Origin of the sequence: Algoriphagus winogradskyi (genome assembly GCF_900182815.1) — a bacterium.
Taxonomy (GTDB): Bacteria; Bacteroidota; Bacteroidia; order Cytophagales; family Cyclobacteriaceae; genus Algoriphagus; species Algoriphagus winogradskyi.
This window is the reverse complement of the sequence record NZ_FXUA01000002.1, coordinates 510,862-527,614: the sequence shown is the minus strand read 5'-3', so window position 1 is coordinate 527,614 and position 16,753 is coordinate 510,862. Positions and strand designations below refer to the sequence as shown.

Annotated in this window: 15 protein-coding genes; 5 read left to right on the top strand and 10 right to left on the bottom strand. The window is 41.2% G+C overall.

All coding sequences use genetic code 11. The features are described from left to right. Positions 1-8: 8 nt before the first annotated feature. The 3 genes from QOL76_RS06740 to QOL76_RS06730 all read right to left on the bottom strand — a co-directional run bounded on the left by QOL76_RS06740 (position 9) and on the right by QOL76_RS06730 (position 3,957). Positions 9-2,126, bottom strand: coding sequence for an outer membrane protein assembly factor BamB family protein (locus QOL76_RS06740; protein ID WP_283412269.1), 2,118 nt, complete (start codon positions 2,124-2,126; stop codon positions 9-11). A 134-nt stretch (positions 2,127-2,260) separates the two neighbouring features. Then, positions 2,261-3,529: an APC family permease gene (locus QOL76_RS06735; RefSeq protein ID WP_283412268.1), complete on the bottom strand. Its 1,269-nt coding sequence runs from the start codon at positions 3,527-3,529 to the stop codon at positions 2,261-2,263. A 101-nt stretch (positions 3,530-3,630) separates the two neighbouring features. Continuing rightward, on the bottom strand, positions 3,631-3,957 hold the full coding sequence (locus QOL76_RS06730; protein ID WP_283412267.1) for a Rieske (2Fe-2S) protein: 327 nt from the start codon (positions 3,955-3,957) through the stop codon (positions 3,631-3,633). A gap of 129 nt (positions 3,958-4,086) precedes the next feature. On the opposite strand from QOL76_RS06730, the gene QOL76_RS06725 reads away from it, so the two are divergent. Then, positions 4,087-4,830 (top strand): DUF4488 domain-containing protein, encoded by a 744-nt coding sequence (locus tag QOL76_RS06725; RefSeq protein WP_283412266.1) that lies wholly within the window; start codon positions 4,087-4,089, stop codon positions 4,828-4,830. 59 nt (positions 4,831-4,889) lie between these two features. On the opposite strand, the gene QOL76_RS06720 is transcribed toward QOL76_RS06725, so the two are convergent. The 3 genes from QOL76_RS06720 to QOL76_RS06710 all read right to left on the bottom strand — a co-directional run bounded on the left by QOL76_RS06720 (position 4,890) and on the right by QOL76_RS06710 (position 7,879). After that, on the bottom strand, positions 4,890-6,032 hold the full coding sequence (locus tag QOL76_RS06720; RefSeq protein ID WP_283412265.1) for a cysteine desulfurase family protein: 1,143 nt from the start codon (positions 6,030-6,032) through the stop codon (positions 4,890-4,892). Between the two features lie 163 nt (positions 6,033-6,195). Then, positions 6,196-7,590 (bottom strand): phosphoglucosamine mutase, encoded by a 1,395-nt coding sequence (gene glmM, locus QOL76_RS06715; protein WP_283412264.1) that lies wholly within the window; start codon positions 7,588-7,590, stop codon positions 6,196-6,198. Between the two features lie 58 nt (positions 7,591-7,648). Further along, positions 7,649-7,879 carry a hypothetical protein gene (locus QOL76_RS06710; protein WP_111609983.1) on the bottom strand — a complete coding sequence of 77 codons (231 nt, stop codon included), beginning with the start codon at positions 7,877-7,879 and terminating at the stop codon, positions 7,649-7,651. Positions 7,880-7,951: 72 nt separating this feature from the next. Between QOL76_RS06710 and mazG the strand changes: the two genes are divergently transcribed. From mazG to fumC, 4 genes are all read left to right on the top strand, one after another. Then, positions 7,952-8,755 carry a nucleoside triphosphate pyrophosphohydrolase gene (gene mazG, locus QOL76_RS06705; RefSeq protein ID WP_283412263.1) on the top strand — a complete coding sequence of 268 codons (804 nt, stop codon included), beginning with the start codon at positions 7,952-7,954 and terminating at the stop codon, positions 8,753-8,755. An 82-nt stretch (positions 8,756-8,837) separates the two neighbouring features. Then, positions 8,838-9,218: a RidA family protein gene (locus QOL76_RS06700; protein ID WP_283412262.1), complete on the top strand. Its 381-nt coding sequence runs from the start codon at positions 8,838-8,840 to the stop codon at positions 9,216-9,218. Between the two features lie 6 nt (positions 9,219-9,224). Then, positions 9,225-9,710: a hypothetical protein gene (locus tag QOL76_RS06695; protein WP_283412261.1), complete on the top strand. Its 486-nt coding sequence runs from the start codon at positions 9,225-9,227 to the stop codon at positions 9,708-9,710. 74 nt (positions 9,711-9,784) lie between these two features. Beyond that, a complete protein-coding gene (fumC, locus tag QOL76_RS06690) occupies positions 9,785-11,185 on the top strand; it encodes a class II fumarate hydratase (protein ID WP_283412260.1) in 1,401 nt (466 codons plus the stop codon). A 77-nt stretch (positions 11,186-11,262) separates the two neighbouring features. Here the strand turns inward: fumC and QOL76_RS06685 are convergent, their stop codons facing one another. The 4 genes from QOL76_RS06685 to QOL76_RS06665 form a co-directional block, all read right to left on the bottom strand. Then, positions 11,263-12,591: a dicarboxylate/amino acid:cation symporter gene (locus tag QOL76_RS06685; protein ID WP_283412259.1), complete on the bottom strand. Its 1,329-nt coding sequence runs from the start codon at positions 12,589-12,591 to the stop codon at positions 11,263-11,265. 10 nt (positions 12,592-12,601) lie between these two features. Next, entirely contained in the window at positions 12,602-13,687 is a 1,086-nt protein-coding gene (aroC, locus tag QOL76_RS06680; protein ID WP_283412258.1) for a chorismate synthase, read from the bottom strand. Beyond that, on the bottom strand, positions 13,687-15,135 hold the full coding sequence (locus QOL76_RS06675; RefSeq protein WP_283412257.1) for a BatD family protein: 1,449 nt from the start codon (positions 15,133-15,135) through the stop codon (positions 13,687-13,689). The genes aroC and QOL76_RS06675 overlap by 1 nt, the downstream gene beginning before the upstream one ends. Positions 15,136-15,499: 364 nt before the next feature. Continuing rightward, positions 15,500-16,729, bottom strand: coding sequence for an ammonium transporter (locus QOL76_RS06665; RefSeq protein ID WP_283412255.1), 1,230 nt, complete (start codon positions 16,727-16,729; stop codon positions 15,500-15,502). Positions 16,730-16,753 lie beyond the last annotated feature (24 nt).

Below are 16,753 nucleotides of genomic sequence, written 5' to 3'. Positions count from 1 at the left end.
TCAAAAGATTACTTTGGTAAAGCATAAGCCACATAAGCGTCACCACTTCTAGTTCCTTTCCCACCTCCACAGGCAATTACTAGAAATTGCTTTCCATTCATTTCGTATACTGCCGGGGTAGCGTGTCCCGACGCAGGAAGTTTTGCTTCCCAAAGAATTTCACCAGTTTCCTTATCGAAAGCTCTGATTTTCTCATCCTTTGTAGCAGCAATAAAAAGGACACCACCAGCAGTGACCACTGGTCCACCGTAATTTTCAGTGCCAGTAGGAGCAAATCCCTGGGCGCTCAGTGAATCAATTTCTCCCAGCGGAACTTGCCACTTTTTCTTGCCTGTATTCATATCGATTGCGGTTAAAAGCCCCCAAGGCGGGTTTGACCCGTACATTCCATCTTTAGTGACCAACTTTTTATAGCCATCCATATAATAGCGAGGGAAAAGCTGTGTAGCTGCACCTTCCATTTCTTTCTTATCACCTTCATCTGGGGCTTTATCCAAGAGATAGTTTAAGAGAACCTTCTTATTTTCATCAGCGATATGAACAAAAGAAGGCATCGCTCCCCTTCCTTTTTGAAGCAAAATAGCCAAGGAATCATAGGTATATTTCTCCTTCACTCCCAATAAACTTGGGATTGCCGGAGGGTTTCCTTTTCTATCTAACCCATGGCAATTCCCACAAAAGTTTGTGTAAACGGATTTACCAATATTTTCAAAATCCGCATTCGGAGTCATTCCTATTATCCAAGGAATTTGATTTGCATTCACGTATAACGTTTGATTTGTTGGATCAAAAGAAGCACCGCCCCATTCTCCACCACCATCCATTCCTGGGAAAAGAACCAGAGGTTTGGTCGGATGAGGAGGAGCCCAAGTATCACCATAAATCGCATTTTTCAACTGACTTCTGATATCTGCTTCCCACTCAGGCTTTAGATTTAAAATATTTTTGTCCTCAAAAACCATAGTCATAAACGGCTCAGGCAAAGATGGAATAGGTTGAGTCGGAGAAGTAAATTCCCCCGGCATCGAAGACTGAGTCATAGGCGTTTCTTCAATGGGCCAAACCGGCTCCCCTGTCTCCCGATCAAACACATAGGTCATCCCTTGTTTGGAAATCTGCGCGACTGCATCTATCCACTTTCCGTCCTTCTGAATTCGAATTAAGTTTGGATTTGCAGGAAAATCTCGATCCCAGACATCATGATGTACCGCCTGAAAATGCCAAATTCTTTCACCTGTTTGGGCATTCAATGCAATCAGAGAATTGGCATAAAGATTATCTCCTTTGCGATAGCCTCCCCAAAAATCATAGGTAGCCGAGCCGGTTGGCACAAATACGATTCCTCTCTCATGATCCACCGTCATTCCAGCCCAGTTATTTGCTCCACCAATCTGTTTTATATTCGCTGGATCCCAAGTCTCAAAGCCAGGTTCTCCTTCCTGAGGAATAGTATGGAAAATCCATTCCCGCTCACCAGTTCTGATATTGTAGGCACGAATGTGACCTGGTGCAGCATCCAACCCTTCGGAAAGTCGCATCCCAATAATCAACAAATCACCATACACCACTCCAGGAGCATTAGCTACTATCAGGAAATCCTCGCGTTCTGTATCTAATTCTTTTCGAAGATCAACTTTACCCTGATCTCCAAAACCAAGAATTGGCTCACCAGTCTCTGCATTTACTGCCATCAACCAATTTCCCGCTCCAAAAAGAATTCTTTTATCATCACCATCCTCCCAATAGCTTACACCACGATTTGTTCCTGCCCAGGAATTTTCTCCTCCCAGCACCTCAAAAGGATCAAATCTCCAAACTTCCTGCCCTGTGGCTGCATTTACTGCGAACACATTTAACGTAGGCGTCGAGCCATAAAGTAAACCATTTACTACTATCGGCTGACATTGAATTTGCGAGCGCTCGGTTGCATCTCCAGTATGGTATGTCCAAGCAACTTCCAGCTGGGATACATTTTCCTTAGTGATTTGGGATAAAGAAGAATACCTCGAACCATCTTCTGGGCCTCCATAGTGCGACCAATCGGTATAGTCAATTTCTGAAACTTTCTGTTGGCAGGCAGAAAAAAGTAATATAGAGCCAACAGCAATAGGGAGGAAAGCTTTCATGGAATAGGTTGAGTTGGGTTTGAAAGCAAAATATCCAGAAAAATTCATGTAACAATTCTCAAATTCAATAAACAAGAGGAAAACTGACAAGAACTTTGCGTGTGCTTTGTGATCTTTGTTGTTAAAAAGCCACCTTAATCTTTTCTTGAAAAAATCTTGTGAACTCCATAAATCACAAAACCCAACGCTGTCCAGAGGGCCATATCTGTAATCTCCTCTATTTGAGTGCTACTGAGAAGCCAGATCGTAGCAGCTATTCCCGCGACTGCCAAGGGTATTCCAAATTTTAACTTGTAGTAATCTGCATCTGGTTGGCTTTTGCGCAAGCGAATCAAAGCTCCGCATACCAATAGGTAAATCAGCAATCTGGCTATGACAGAGATCGCCAGTGACCCCATAAAATCCCAGACCGTTGCGACGATAATAATCAGAATAGAAAAGAATAAAACTGCAACTGTTGGCGTGCGAAATCGGGGATGAACAAAGGAAAATATTTGAGGGAATTGCCGCGATTCGCTAAGCGCAAAAGGCAACCTGGATCCGCTAAGGATTTGAACATTCAAGGTTCCCAAAATAGAAACTATAGCTCCAATCGTAATAAACAAGCCTCCACCATATCCCATGATTCGGGAAGCTGCGTCAGCAAGCGGCTTGTCTGAAGTAGCCAAATCTGGCAAAGTTCCGATAGCAACTATCTGAATCAACACATAAAAAACAGTAATAATCAGCGCTCCAGTCATCAAAGCAAAAGGCAGATTTTTTCTAGGATTTTGAACCTCCCCAGAGATTACCAAACCTGCTTCAAAACCACCGAAAGCAAAAATTAGCAACAAAGCAGAGTTTGCAAACTCAGGCATTGGCGGAGGCGAACTGAAATCAAAAGCATCAGCATTTAAAAAGAAAAGTCCAATCACAATAAAGAGCGTCAACGGAACCAATTTTGAAATTGTCAGGATATTTGTGGTGCGGGTAGAATCTTTGATTCCAAGTAGATTAATCCCTGTTAACACTGCTGTAATCCCCACAATCATTAGAATTCTCATCCATTCTTCCTGAAAAACCGGAGAGAAAAAAGACATGTAAATGACCAGCAAATTGACCAAAGTAGCATAGCTAAAAAGCCGGGTTAGCATCAAAACCCAACCTACAGCGAAAGCCGGAAGGTTGCCAAATGCTTCTTTGATGTAAAGGTAGGGTCCTCCAGTTCTGTCAAACCTAGAACTGACTTCCATAAAGACTAAGATGAGCACCAGCATTACTACTGCACAAACACCAAAAGCCAACAATGAATAAGGTCCAGAAAGCGCAAATGCTTTTGCCGGAAGGCCAAAAATACCTGCTCCAATCACAGAATTAATAATCAAAAAAACCAGATCCCATCTGCGAATTCCGCGCTTTAACATAGTTTGAACTTGGGTGAATGAATTCTTAAAGTAGCTAGAAAAATCAATTGTCAATGTGCAAATTCAATTATCAAGTTTAAAACTTGATAATTGGTGATATGCTATTCATTTGGAACGGAGATCTTTAAGCCTTCCTCTGTCAGTTCCACTGAATAGGTTTCCAAAGCCGAGCATAAACCGAGCTGGACCTCTCCAGATTTCAAGTCAAAAGAATAACCGTGCAAAGAACACCTGATTATCCCGGCATCCAGATCTCCCCGTAGCAAGGAAGCTCCACGATGCGGACAGGTACTTTGAAATGCGAAAAACTCATCCTTTTGCCTTACCAAGGCGATAATTTGACCGTCCAAATCAATCTGGTGAATGGTGTCTTCGGCAATCATTTGCTCCGCTTGACTTTTAGATGCCCCAATCAAGAAAACTTTCATTTTATTAAACTATGAATTTCAAAGGCGAAAACTCTCATTTATCAGGAAATCACGCCATCACATATATAAAGCATTGGTTTTCTGCCGAATCTTGTTGAATTTAATAGGTGAATAAAACCCGTTAAGTCCATGAAAGCAACTATACTTTTTTTTACAGCCTTAATATTCTTCAGTTGGGCAGAGGCTCAAAGCCTGCAAGGCGCTTGGAAACTTACCCATCAAGATGGTCAAGAAGTAAAGGATATTGAATACATCAAGATTTATCAAGATGATTATTTCGCATTTGGAGCTAAGCAGGTCGCTGACAATCACTTTATCAGTGCTGGTGGAGGCCCATTTACCTATAATGATGGTAATTATGTGGAGACTTTAGATTTCTTTACCCTAGATCCTTTTCAAGTTGGAACTTCAAATAAATACAAACTGGATTGGGTGAATGAGAAAATGGTGATTTCATCGGATATCAATGGGAAAATGCTCGTGGAAATTTGGGAAAAAGTGTCTGACACGGAAGACGATCTTACGGGAAACTGGGTGATAACAGGTAGAAAAAGAGGAGAAGAAATATCCAGATCAACTCCGGGAGCTAGAAGAACTGTGAAAATCCTTAGCGGGGGTAGATTTCAATGGATTGCTTTCAACTCTGAAACAAAAGAATTTTCCGGAACGGGGGGAGGCACTTACACTGCTAAGGATGGTAAATATGTGGAAAGCATCACTTTCTTTTCCCGGGATGATAGCCGGGTCGGTGCCAACTTAGACTTCAATTATGAGGTAATCGACGGAGAATGGCATCATAGCGGTCTAAGTTCCAAAGGCGACCCTATTTATGAGATATGGACTCCTTATGCTATTGGATATCAAGGCAAATAGGAATTTAAAATTCTAAAAGCTGAAATTAAAAAAAGGAGCCTTCTGAGCTCCTTTTTTTATTATGCTTCGACGGCGTAAAGTTCTTTCAACTTTCCGACTGTATAGTCAACTTCTTCTATTGTATTAAATCGGCTGAACGAAAATCTAACCGCATCCCGTTCTGGTGTGTGATTGATTGCTCTTAGCACATGCGAACCAACTGTAGCTCCAGAACTACAAGCAGACCCTCCTGAAGCAGATACACCTTCCAAATCAAGATTAAAAAGCAACATACCACTGTTCGCTTCGGATGGAGGTAAGCTTACGCTGAGAACAGTGTATAAACTCTTATCCAAATCTCCTGAAAGTCCATTGAATTCTACTCCAGGAATTTCCTGAGTCAGGCTTTGGATAAAATGCTTTTTGATTGCTTCAACATGAACTTGATGTTCAGCCATATCTTCATAGGCAATCTCCAAAGCTTTTGCGATTCCGATAATTCCAATCACATTCTCCGTTCCACCACGCATATTTCTCTCCTGAGCTCCGCCGTGAATCAAAGGATGAATTTTCTTATCTTTTTTTACATAAAGAAATCCTGAACCTTTTGGCCCATGGAATTTATGTCCACCTGCGACTATGGAATCTACTGGAAGGGATTTTAAATCATGAACATAATGTCCCATCGTCTGCACTGTGTCAGAATGGAAAAACGCACCATACTCTTTGGCAAGAGAACCGATACGATTCAAGTCGTTCAGGTTTCCTATCTCATTGTTTGCATGCATCAGAGAAACCAGGCTTTTTGGATTTGCTTTCAGCAATTCTTCCAGCTGATTTATATCCAACTCACCTTTTTCATTTACATCTAAAATGCTAAGCTTGATATGGCCCTTTTTCTCACACATTTCTAAGGTGTGCAAAACAGCATGATGCTCTAGTGGAGAAGTGATCGCATGAGTGATTCCATGACTTTCGATCCCGCAAACAATCGCTGTATTATCAGCTTCGGTCCCTCCTGAAGTGAAGAAAATTTCTGCAGGAGTTACATTTAACAATTCAGCTACCTTCTTTCTCGATCTTTCTATTGCAGTCCTCACTTCTCTACCAAAACTATGGACAGAAGAAGGATTGCCATAATGATTTCTCATAAAAGGAAGCATGGCATCGATCACTCGATCGTCCATGGCAGTGGTGGCTGCATTGTCTAAATAAACTTTCATCGTACTCGTGTTGGGTTGTATATTCTTTACGGCGATAACCTGGAGGTATGCCAATAATCGTATTTACTTTTGGTTGGCTCGACCGATGACCGGTGACCGAAGTAGCCTCAATGCTAGAGTTACCTTCTCACTTTGAATTTATATATTTTTAATTCTGTGGAGCTTAAATCATGGAAGCGTTGACCACTTCTTTGATATCAGCAATAAGCTTTTTCGCTAAGTGCTCTGCGGTAGCTTCTGATTCAGATTCAGAGTAAATCCGTATAATCGGCTCTGTATTTGACTTCCGCAAATGTACCCATTCCTTTTCAAATTCGATTTTTACTCCGTCTATGTCGTTGATTGGATGGTTTTTATACTTCTTTTTGATCTCAAGCAAAATATTATCAACATCAATCTCTGGAGTAAGTTCGATTTTATTTTTTGAAATATGATAGCTTGGGTAAGTTGCTCTTAGTCTGGAAATGCTTTTTCCGAAATTAGCCAAGTGAGTCAAAAATAATCCGATTCCCACTAAAGCATCACGGCCATAATGAGAAGTAGGGTAGATGATACCACCATTTCCTTCACCGCCAATGATTGCATCTACCGCTTTCATTTGGTTGACAACATTCACTTCCCCTACTGCTGAAGCATTGTAAGTTCCTCCTCTTTTTTCGGTCACATCTCGAAGTGCGCGAGTAGAACTCAAATTAGAAACAGTATTCCCTGGAGTCTTTGAAAGCACATAATCAGCAACTGCAACCAACGTATATTCTTCTCCAAAGGCTGATCCGTCCTCATTGATAAATGCCAAGCGATCTACATCTGGATCAACTACAATTCCTAAATCGAAACTTCCTCTTTCGAGCTTCTGAGAAATATCTCTTAAATTTTCAGGAAGTGGCTCTGGGTTGTGAGGAAAATGGCCATCTGGCGTACAGTACATTTCCTCTATTTCCGTGACTCCCAAAGCTCTCAAAAGCATAGGAACTGCAATTCCTCCTGTGGAATTCACCGCATCTACTACTACTTTGAAATTTCTGGCCTTGATCGCTTCTACATCTACTAGATCCAGATCCAACACATGCTGAATATGCCGCTCGATGTAATCATTGATTTGAGTATAGCTTCCAAGTTTTTTTACTTCCGCAAAAGAAAAATCCTCCTTATCAGCTTTCTCTAAAATGTCTTTTCCTTCTGCGTCTGATATGAATTCACCCTTCGCATTAAGAAGCTTTAGGGCATTCCACTGCACTGGGTTATGGCTTGCAGTTAGGATGATTCCTCCACCGGCTTTTTCCAAAGGAACTGCAAATTCGACAGTAGGCGTAGTACTCAATCCAAGATCGATCACATTGATTCCCATTCCTTGGAGCGTAGCCGAAACCAATCCAGAAACCATCTCACCGGAAAGACGTGCATCTCTACCGATAATCACCTTAGGATTATTTGTTTTTTCGAGTACCCAAGCTCCATATGCAGAAGCAAATTTGACTATATCTATGGGAGTAAGTCCATCGCCAGCTTTTCCTCCGATGGTACCTCTGATGCCAGAGATTGATTTAATTAGTGACACGTATGGTAATTTGATTTGATTAAAAACTAATAAATCCCGTCAGGCGACAGGATTAACTTTATTTGAATTTGGCCATGACCTTGTCCACTTCATTGTCGGGATTTCCACAAGAGGTATCACCATCCATGGTCTTTCCGCAAAATCCGCAGGTTGCTCCTTCTTTATTGAGAAAGGGACTTTGGGAGGCACAAGTGCCCTTGAATTCGCCGTTTTTGAGGAATATTAGCCTTACAGACATCATAATGAAGAATAAAGCAACGAAACCAAGGGTAAGAAATACGGTTGTCATAACGGATAAATTTGCGCAAATTTAAGGCTTTACTTCGAAAACGTCCACAAACCTAGCATAGTTTCCTCACCCATGACAAATTTGAGTACCCGAGCCGAGAAATTGGCAGCTTTTGATAGATTACTTACCATCATGGATGAACTCAGGGAACAATGTCCTTGGGATAAAAAACAAACGACAGAAAGTCTAAGACATTTGACAATCGAAGAAACTTTTGAGCTTTCTGATGCAATTCTCGAAGGAGATCCTGACGAGGTCAAAAAAGAATTGGGAGACATTCTCCTTCACATCGTCTTTTATGCGAGAATAGGTTCGGAAGAAGGCAACTTCGATATTACGTCAATGATAGATGCGCTATGCGAAAAGCTAATCCGTCGTCATCCGCATATCTATGGAGATACTAAAGCTGAAGACGAGGAAGCAGTGAAGCAAAACTGGGAAAAAATAAAACTCACTGAGAAAGGAAATAAATCCGTCCTTGGCGGTGTACCAAAATCCCTACCTGCGCTAATCAAAGCGATGCGGATTCAGGAAAAAGCTCGTGGTGTTGGGTTCGATTGGGAAGAAAAAAGCCAAGTTTGGGAGAAAGTTGAAGAGGAAATGCAAGAATTCAAGGAAGAATTCAATGTAGCAGATGATAAAGAAATAGATACCGAAAAAGCCAGTGGAGAATTTGGTGACTTACTCTTTTCTTTGATTAACTATGCACGATTTATAGACATAAATCCGGAAGAAGCTTTAGAACGAACAAATAAGAAATTCATCAAACGATTTCAATACCTGGAAGCTGCTGCAAAGGAATCTGGTAAAACCCTCAGCGAGATGACCTTGGCCGAGATGGATGTTTATTGGAATGAAGCGAAATTAAAGGCTTAAGGCAAATATTAAAAACCTAAAAGCTCGACATACCCACAAGATTATTTTGGACATAGTACCCAAATTTGAAAATTAAAAATAAATGGCAAATCACATTATCTTCACCAATGAGGCTCCAGCACCAATTGGACCCTATTCTCAGGCAGTTTTAGCAGGCAATACGCTTTATGTTTCCGGACAGATCGCTTTGGATGCAGAGACTGGCGAATTGATCAATGAGAATATCACTGAGGAAACTCATGCGGTGATGAAAAACCTAGAGGCTGTACTTAGAGCGGCGAATTTCACTTTCAGCGATATCGTCAAATGCAGTATTTTTATCAAAAGCATGGATGAGTTTGGCACAATCAATGAAGCCTATAGTCAGTACTTTACATCAAATCCTCCCGCACGCGAAACTGTAGAAGTGAGTAAACTGCCCAAAAATGTAAATGTGGAAATTTCTTGTATAGCTGTTAAATAACCATTATTGAACCTTTTCCCCTACGATACTGAAACCTTAGTCAGCGCTCTTTCCAAAGAAGAGGTGCTAAGTCATTTGAATCGTGTGACAAGAGAAGTCAATTATTTGGATCCGAGAACTCAGGTCAAAGGAGATATCCTTTTCAATGGCTTGATCGGCCAAAAAGGATTCAGAATTTCCAAAGTTGTGGATAGAGCCGACACATTTCTGCCGTTGATTTTGGGGAAAATCGAAACAACTCCCCGGGGATGTATTCTGTTTATTAATTACAGATTATTTCCAGGAGCACTTTTTTTCATTGCTTTTTGGTCTGTCATTTTACTAGCCTTTACTGCATTTTATTGCTTTATGATTCCCAATTTTAGCTATGCCACCATTTGTTTGGGCTTGTGCATTATCAATTATGTAGTAGCGATGTATTTTTTTAATAGACAGGTGAAGGCCTCACGCAAAGTATTTCACCAGCTGATCAACTTCCAGATGAAGGATTAGCGCTTCTTTCTTAGGGAAAAATGGCTTTTGGACTTAATTTAGCGCCGCAAAAAAGATTCAATAAAACATACAATATGAGCATCCGCATAGAAAAAGACACCATGGGGCCTGTAGAGGTGCCTGCTGACAAATACTGGGGCGCACAAACCCAACGTTCAATCAACAATTTCAAAATCGGCGGTGAGAAAAACCGCATGCCAGTTGAAATCACTCATGCTTTTGCGATTTTGAAAAAAGCGGCGGCACAGACCAATGCCGAACTTGGAGTTTTAGATCAAGAAAAAGCTGATATCATCGGAAAAGTATGTGATGAGATTTTGGCAGGTCAGCACGATGATCAATTTCCTTTGGTAATCTGGCAAACTGGTTCAGGAACGCAGTCTAATATGAACTCTAACGAGGTAATTGCTTACCGTGCTCATGTACTTCTCGGAGGTTCTTTGGAAGATGCCAAAAAGAAAATCCACCCAAATGACGATGTAAACAAATCTCAATCTTCCAACGACACCTACCCTACTGCTATGCATATCGCAGCATACAAAATGGTAATGGAGACTACGATTCCTGGAGTTGAAAAACTTAGAGATACACTTGCTGAGAAAGCAGAAGCATTCAAGGATGTGGTGAAAATCGGGCGTACACACTTTATGGATGCCACACCGCTTACCTTGGGTCAAGAGTTCAGTGGTTATGTGGCACAGCTTAATCATGGCTTAAAAGCCTTGAGAAACACCCTTTCACATTTATCTGAATTAGCGCTAGGAGGAACCGCCGTAGGAACTGGTCTTAATACGCCAAAGGGATATTCCGAGTTAGTGGCTAAGAAAATTGCTGAACTTTCAGGACAGCCTTTTGTCACTGCTGAGAATAAATTTGAAGCGCTGGCTGCTCACGATGCAATGGTAGAAACTCATGGTGCATTGAAGCAATTGGCAGTTTCCCTGATGAAAATCGCCAATGATGTAAGAATGCTTTCCTCTGGTCCTAGATCTGGAATCGGTGAGATTTTGATCCCTGAAAATGAGCCAGGATCTTCCATCATGCCAGGCAAAGTAAACCCAACACAAGTTGAAGCCTTGACGATGGTAGCTGCTCAAGTGATGGGAAATGATGTAGCTATTTCTATAGGCGGATCAAACGGTCATTTTGAATTGAACGTATTCAAGCCATTAATCGCTTCTAATTTCCTTACTTCAGCTAGACTAATTGGTGATGCATGCGTGTCATTCAATGACCATTGTGCTGTTGGCATCGAGCCAAACACAGCTATGATCCAAAGACATTTGGAGAATTCATTGATGCTGGTGACTGCATTGAATCCACATATCGGATATGAAAACGCAGCAGCTATCGCTAAGAAAGCGCATAAGGAAGGTACAAGTTTAAGAGAAGCTGCGATTGCGCTTAACTTATTGACTTCTGAGCAGTTTGATGAGTGGGTGAGGCCTGAAGAAATGACGGGAAGTTTGAAATAAAAATCTCTGTAGTCTAAAATAAAAATGGTCCCTTCATAAGATGGGACCATTTTTTATGTAAGACCAAAAGTTAATTTCTATTCGTTTGGGGTCAATGGGTTTGATTTCCTAATCAATCCATCTGGCAACTCCCCTTCAGTACTTGCTACAATAGTACAAACTGTCGCATCCCCAGTGACATTCACTACTGTACGGAACATATCCAAAATTCGATCAGGAGCAATAATTAATGCAATACCAGCCGCAGGAACACCAATTGATTCCAGTACAATAATTAACATAATCAATCCAGCACCCGGAACACCAGCAGAACCGATTGAGGCAAGTGTTGCTGTCAAAACAATCATCAGTTGTTGCGTTAAACTCAATTCCATTCCCAAGGCCTGCGCAATGAATACCGCTGCAACACCTTGGTAAAGGCTAGTCCCATCCATATTCACGGTGGCTCCTAATGGAAGTACAAAACTCGATATCTCCTCAGAGACCCCTAATTCTTCCTCCACTTGTTTCATCGTAACAGGAAGCGTTGCAGAACTTGAACTTGTAGAGAATGCAAGCAATTGGGCTGGTCTGATTGCTCGGAAAAAGTCTCTATATTTCACCTTAGTGAAGGCCATCAAGATAGCTGGATAAACCACCAAAATCATGGTAAATAACCCTCCCAGTACTACCAAGCTATATTTCAACAAAGCCATTAATAACTGCACTGCAGAATCTGGGTTTTCACCAGCAATCTCCACGATTAAGGAAGCCATGAGTGCAAAAACTCCAAAAGGAGCAATCATCATGATAAAATTGACAATTTGAATAATTACATCATTCATCCCGTCAAAGAATGCGATAACTGGAGCAGCCTTGGCTTTTGGGATTTTCAGCAAAGCAATACCAACTAGAATTGCAAAAAACACCACTTGGAGCATCGCAGCGTTATCTGTAGTAGCACTAAAAACGTTATCCGGAACTATATCCACCAAGGGCTGTAAGGGACTTTGCTTCTGAAGCTCAGCTGCTTGACCCACACGTGAGCCAGCATCTCCTTCATACAAGCTCATAAGATTTTCCCGAGTCTCAGGAGGCAAACTTTTTCCTGGCTTAAAAACATTTACCATTACAAGACCAATAGTCACAGCAAGAACCGTAGTAACCAAGTAAGTCCCGATTGTTTTTCCGCCAATCCGACTCAGTTTGGAAACATCGCCCAAATTAGAAACACCAACAATCAATGAAGCTAGTACCAAAGGCACTGCAATCATCTTTAACCCGTTAATGAAAATTGTCCCAAAAGGCTTAATGTAATCTATAGTAAAGGAATTGGGGATGGAAGTCTTGATTACTACTAAACCAAAAATCAACCCCAGAACAAGTCCGATGATTATTTGGGTATGTAAGGGTATCTTTTTAAGCATATATAAGGGTTTAGAAGTCTTCTAGTTTATTACTTTTTGACAACAAAATATAATCAGCTATGACCAAAGCGGCCATTGCTTCCACGATCGGTACAGCTCTAGGTACTACACAAGGATCATGGCGACCTTTTCCGGAAACTATTACTGAATCTCCGGCTTCATTTACAGAATCCTGATCCATCATGATCGTTGCGACAGGTTTGAATGCAACATTGAAATAGATATCCTCTCCATTGGAAATGCCACCTTGGATTCCGCCAGAATGATTGGTCAGGGTACGCACTTTATCGCCGTCCTGCACAAACGTATCGTTATGAGCTGATCCACGCATTTTCACACCTTCAAAACCGCTTCCATATTCGAAGCCTTTCACCGCATTGATACTGAGCATAGCTTTTCCAAGCTCGGCGTGCAATCGATCAAAAACAGGTTCTCCAATCCCTGCAGGTGTGTTCTTAATCACACAGGTCACGACTCCGCCAATGGTATCACGGTCTTTTCTGACTGTATCAATCAGCTCGATCATTTCCTCTGCCTTTTTTGGATCAGGGCACCTCAGAATGTTCTCTTCAGCTTTGCTAAGATCTAATTCAGTATAAGTTTTGTCCAGTTTCAACTCACCAACCTGTGATACAAATGCTTGCACACTGATCCCTTTAGTTTCCAAAAGTTGCTTAGCCAAAGCACCAGCCACTACACGGGCAGCTGTTTCTCTTGCTGAACTTCTTCCGCCGCCCCGATAATCCCGTAATCCGTATTTTTCGAAATAAGTGAAATCTGCATGGGAAGGGCGAAACTTATCTGAGATATGAGAATAATCCTTACTCTTTTGATCCGAATTATTGATCACTATCCCAATTGGAGTTCCTGTCGTTACTCCTTCAAAAACCCCGGATTTAATCTCAAACTCGTCCTCTTCCTTACGTTGTGTGGTGATTTTGGACTGTCCTGGCTTCCTGCGTTGCATCTCTGCAATAAGCTTAGCCTCATTTATTTTTAGTCCTGCTGGGCACCCTTCGATGATTACCCCCAAAGCTAAACCATGCGATTCACCATAAGTGGTGATCTTGAATAGCTTTCCAAATGAATTACCCATTATCTCTTTCTAATTATCAATACAGCCAATAAAGCCACCGAAATCAGTAGCAACACGTTGATTGCGATTGTAAAATAGTATTTATATTTCTCGTTTAAAAACCGATTGTCTTCAGTAGAAATGCGGTCGTAAAGCCCTCCTAATCTTTGAGAAGAAATCGCCTGATTTGCTTTACTTTCTCCTACTACTGTGATTTTTGCCTGCGGCCTAAGTGTATCATACACCGCACGATCGGGATCAAAATAAACCCATTCAAAATTCTTCGCAAGGTCTACTTCTCCTGCTTCGTTGATCGTGATGTAATAATTGAATTCTTTAATACCAGAAACCCGCCCGTACCCTCGGTTTATTTGCTGACGTACATTTGGGTCATAGGTATTCAAATTTGCCATCGGGATTCTCTTAGGAGCTGAGATCGCATTAATATTCCCAACGCCACTAATCCCAAAATTATAGTCAAATCCTTGTCCAGTCTCTACCTCTATATTTTTGATATTTTCTCTAAGTTGAAATTGCCCCACGCTTACTTCATTTTTAAGTGGATGTGGAGGAAGAGGCTTCACTTTTATAGTCTTTGGGTTCGAGTAAAAAGTCTTAAAATCCTCCTGTCTATTGGCTCCGAAGAAAGTGGGATTCTTGGCGATTTTATATTTGATCATTTCCCAAGGAATTCTCGGGATGACTAGTTCTCCTTCAGAAAATGGGAAAAATGTCGCCTCATATACCTTAAACTTTGTCCATCTTTTTCCATTGATGGTCACCTGCTCCCGATCGATATTACTAATGTTGAAATTTTCCTCCCATGCATTTGTAGGTTTTATTTTCTTCAAAATATCATCCAACTGTCTGCCGGCTTCATGAAAACTAAATGCGGCTTGATTTGCTTCAGACATATAAAAAGCCAAACTGATATTCACCCCTTCTCCCTGAAAAACCTCTTCTTTGTCTACAGTTACTGAAAAAAACGCATCATCTTCTACTTCTACATATTCAGGATCTTCCACAGCCGATCGTCCAAAGAAATCAGCAAATGGATCTAAAGCCTGATTTCTACCGCTATTAGAAGACGAAGCGTCTACGACAGTGATTTTTTTACCAGCGGAAGAATAGGCTTGTCCATTAATGGAAAGCTCAAAGGACGGTAAAGTAAAATCTCCTTTTCGGCTTGGCTTATAATATTGTATGATGCTGTTTGAACTGCTCATCTGACCATTGATGAGGTTCATCGAGGAAGACTGAGAGATTCCTTGTTTTTGGAAACTTGGGATCTCGGGAAATTGATCGTAAGACTTGATTTTCTCGTTGCTGAGCGTTACTTTGATAGTGAATGTTTCATTCAAGCCGATCTCAGCAGGTCCAAGCTCAATCTGTACATCTTGAGCCACAGCCAATCCAGAAATCAGGAAGAGGCCATATACGAAAATGAATCGGGCAAGCGTTTTAATCATGGTTGCGAAAATAGGGAATATTCTACTCTTTGATTTCTAAAATAACGCAACATATGGAGAAATGCCTCCGTATTGAAACTTAAAATCAGTTAAAACCTTAAACTCTTTAGACTATGATCGAATATGTGAAGACTATCTTACAAAAGGTCAGCTTTTCAAAATATTTGTTTGAACGTGAGCTGAGAAAAGGATTAAGATTAATTTCACCCACAGAAATTCAGGAATTCAAAGACTGGTGTTACCAGATGTTTGGTAAAATTCACCACGTGATTTTAAATAGATATTTCGAGCCAGCATATTAAATTTAAAGCCCCGACCAAATTGGACCGGGGCTTTTTCATTTATGGTAGTTGGTTGTCTTTAATTAATCTTTTGTCGCAAAATCCGGATACGCACGCATACTGTGTTCGTTGATATCCAAACCTTCCGTTTCTTCAGCTTCATCTACTCGGATTCCAATGGTCTTTTTCATTACGAAAAATATCACTCCAGCGAAAATCACACAGAACACTCCCACTGCAACCACTCCGATCAATTGAGAAACAAACTGACCTACGCCAGCAAGATCTCCGAAAATACCAACTGCTAAAGTACCCCAGATACCACCTACTAGGTGAACTGAAATTGCTCCAACTGGATCATCAACTTTGATTTTATCAAAGAAAACAACAGCCAGGACTATTAATCCACCGCCTACTAGACCAATGATGATCGAAGAATTCACACCCATCTGATCAGCACCTGCTGTGATCCCTACTAGACCAGCCAGAATACCGTTTAATACCATCGTGATATCATAGGTTTTAAACATCAAGTAGGAAACGATCAATGCCCCAAAAGCACCAGCGGCAGCAGCCATAGAAGTAGTTACAAATACTTTGGAAACCAATCCAGGATCGGCGCTAAGCACGGATCCGCCATTGAAGCCAAACCATCCAAACCACAGCAAGAATACGCCTAGTGTAGCTAATGGGATATTATGACCAGGAATTGCTGTCATGCCTCTAGAAGTATATTTTCCAATTCTAGGACCTAAAAGTGCAGCTCCAATCAAGGCACCCCAGCCTCCTACAGAGTGGACAATCGTAGAACCTGCAAAATCATAGAACGGTGTTTCCAATGTATTAAGGAATCCTCCACCCCATTTCCACATTCCTACGATAGGATAACAAATCCCTACATATAAAAAGGAGAAAAAGATAAACGGACCTAGCTTCACACGCTCTGCTACGGCTCCAGATACGATAGTAGCAGCGGTGGCAGCAAACATGGCCTGGAAAATAAAATCTGTAAAGAAAGTATAACCTGCGTTGTACTCACTAGTATCCCAGCCTTCTGGAAGGCTAAGACCAAAACCTGCAAATCCAAAGAAGGAACCTGCATATTCTGCACCTGGATACATTAAGTTGAAACCTACAAAGGCGTAAGTCAACAGGCCAATTGCAGGGATAATAGTGTTTTTGAATAGAATGTTAACGGTGTTTTTTGAGCGAGTCAAACCAGCTTCCAAGCTGGCAAAGCCCAAATGCATGAGGAATACCATGGTGGTGGCAATCATCATCCATAAGTTATTTACGGTAAATAATTCTTGCATTTGATAAAATAGGTTCGGTAGATA

What these genes read in the sequence shown, in the direction of transcription:
- aroC (WP_283412258.1), bottom strand. Translation starts at nt 13,687, where the DNA reads ATGGGTAATTCATTTGGAAAGCTATTCAAGATCACCACTTATGGTGAA.
- QOL76_RS06740 (WP_283412269.1), bottom strand. Translation starts at nt 2,126, where the DNA reads ATGAAAGCTTTCCTCCCTATTGCTGTTGGCTCTATATTACTTTTTTCT.
- QOL76_RS06710 (WP_111609983.1), bottom strand. Translation starts at nt 7,879, where the DNA reads ATGACAACCGTATTTCTTACCCTTGGTTTCGTTGCTTTATTCTTCATT.
- QOL76_RS06665 (WP_283412255.1), bottom strand. Translation starts at nt 16,729, where the DNA reads ATGCAAGAATTATTTACCGTAAATAACTTATGGATGATGATTGCCACC.
- QOL76_RS06685 (WP_283412259.1), bottom strand. Translation starts at nt 12,591, where the DNA reads ATGCTTAAAAAGATACCCTTACATACCCAAATAATCATCGGACTTGTT.
- mazG (WP_283412263.1), top strand. Translation starts at nt 7,952, where the DNA reads ATGACAAATTTGAGTACCCGAGCCGAGAAATTGGCAGCTTTTGATAGA.
- QOL76_RS06725 (WP_283412266.1), top strand. Translation starts at nt 4,087, where the DNA reads ATGAAAGCAACTATACTTTTTTTTACAGCCTTAATATTCTTCAGTTGG.
- QOL76_RS06720 (WP_283412265.1), bottom strand. Translation starts at nt 6,032, where the DNA reads ATGAAAGTTTATTTAGACAATGCAGCCACCACTGCCATGGACGATCGA.
- QOL76_RS06700 (WP_283412262.1), top strand. Translation starts at nt 8,838, where the DNA reads ATGGCAAATCACATTATCTTCACCAATGAGGCTCCAGCACCAATTGGA.
- QOL76_RS06675 (WP_283412257.1), bottom strand. Translation starts at nt 15,135, where the DNA reads ATGATTAAAACGCTTGCCCGATTCATTTTCGTATATGGCCTCTTCCTG.
- QOL76_RS06730 (WP_283412267.1), bottom strand. Translation starts at nt 3,957, where the DNA reads ATGAAAGTTTTCTTGATTGGGGCATCTAAAAGTCAAGCGGAGCAAATG.
- fumC (WP_283412260.1), top strand. Translation starts at nt 9,785, where the DNA reads ATGAGCATCCGCATAGAAAAAGACACCATGGGGCCTGTAGAGGTGCCT.
- QOL76_RS06735 (WP_283412268.1), bottom strand. Translation starts at nt 3,529, where the DNA reads ATGTTAAAGCGCGGAATTCGCAGATGGGATCTGGTTTTTTTGATTATT.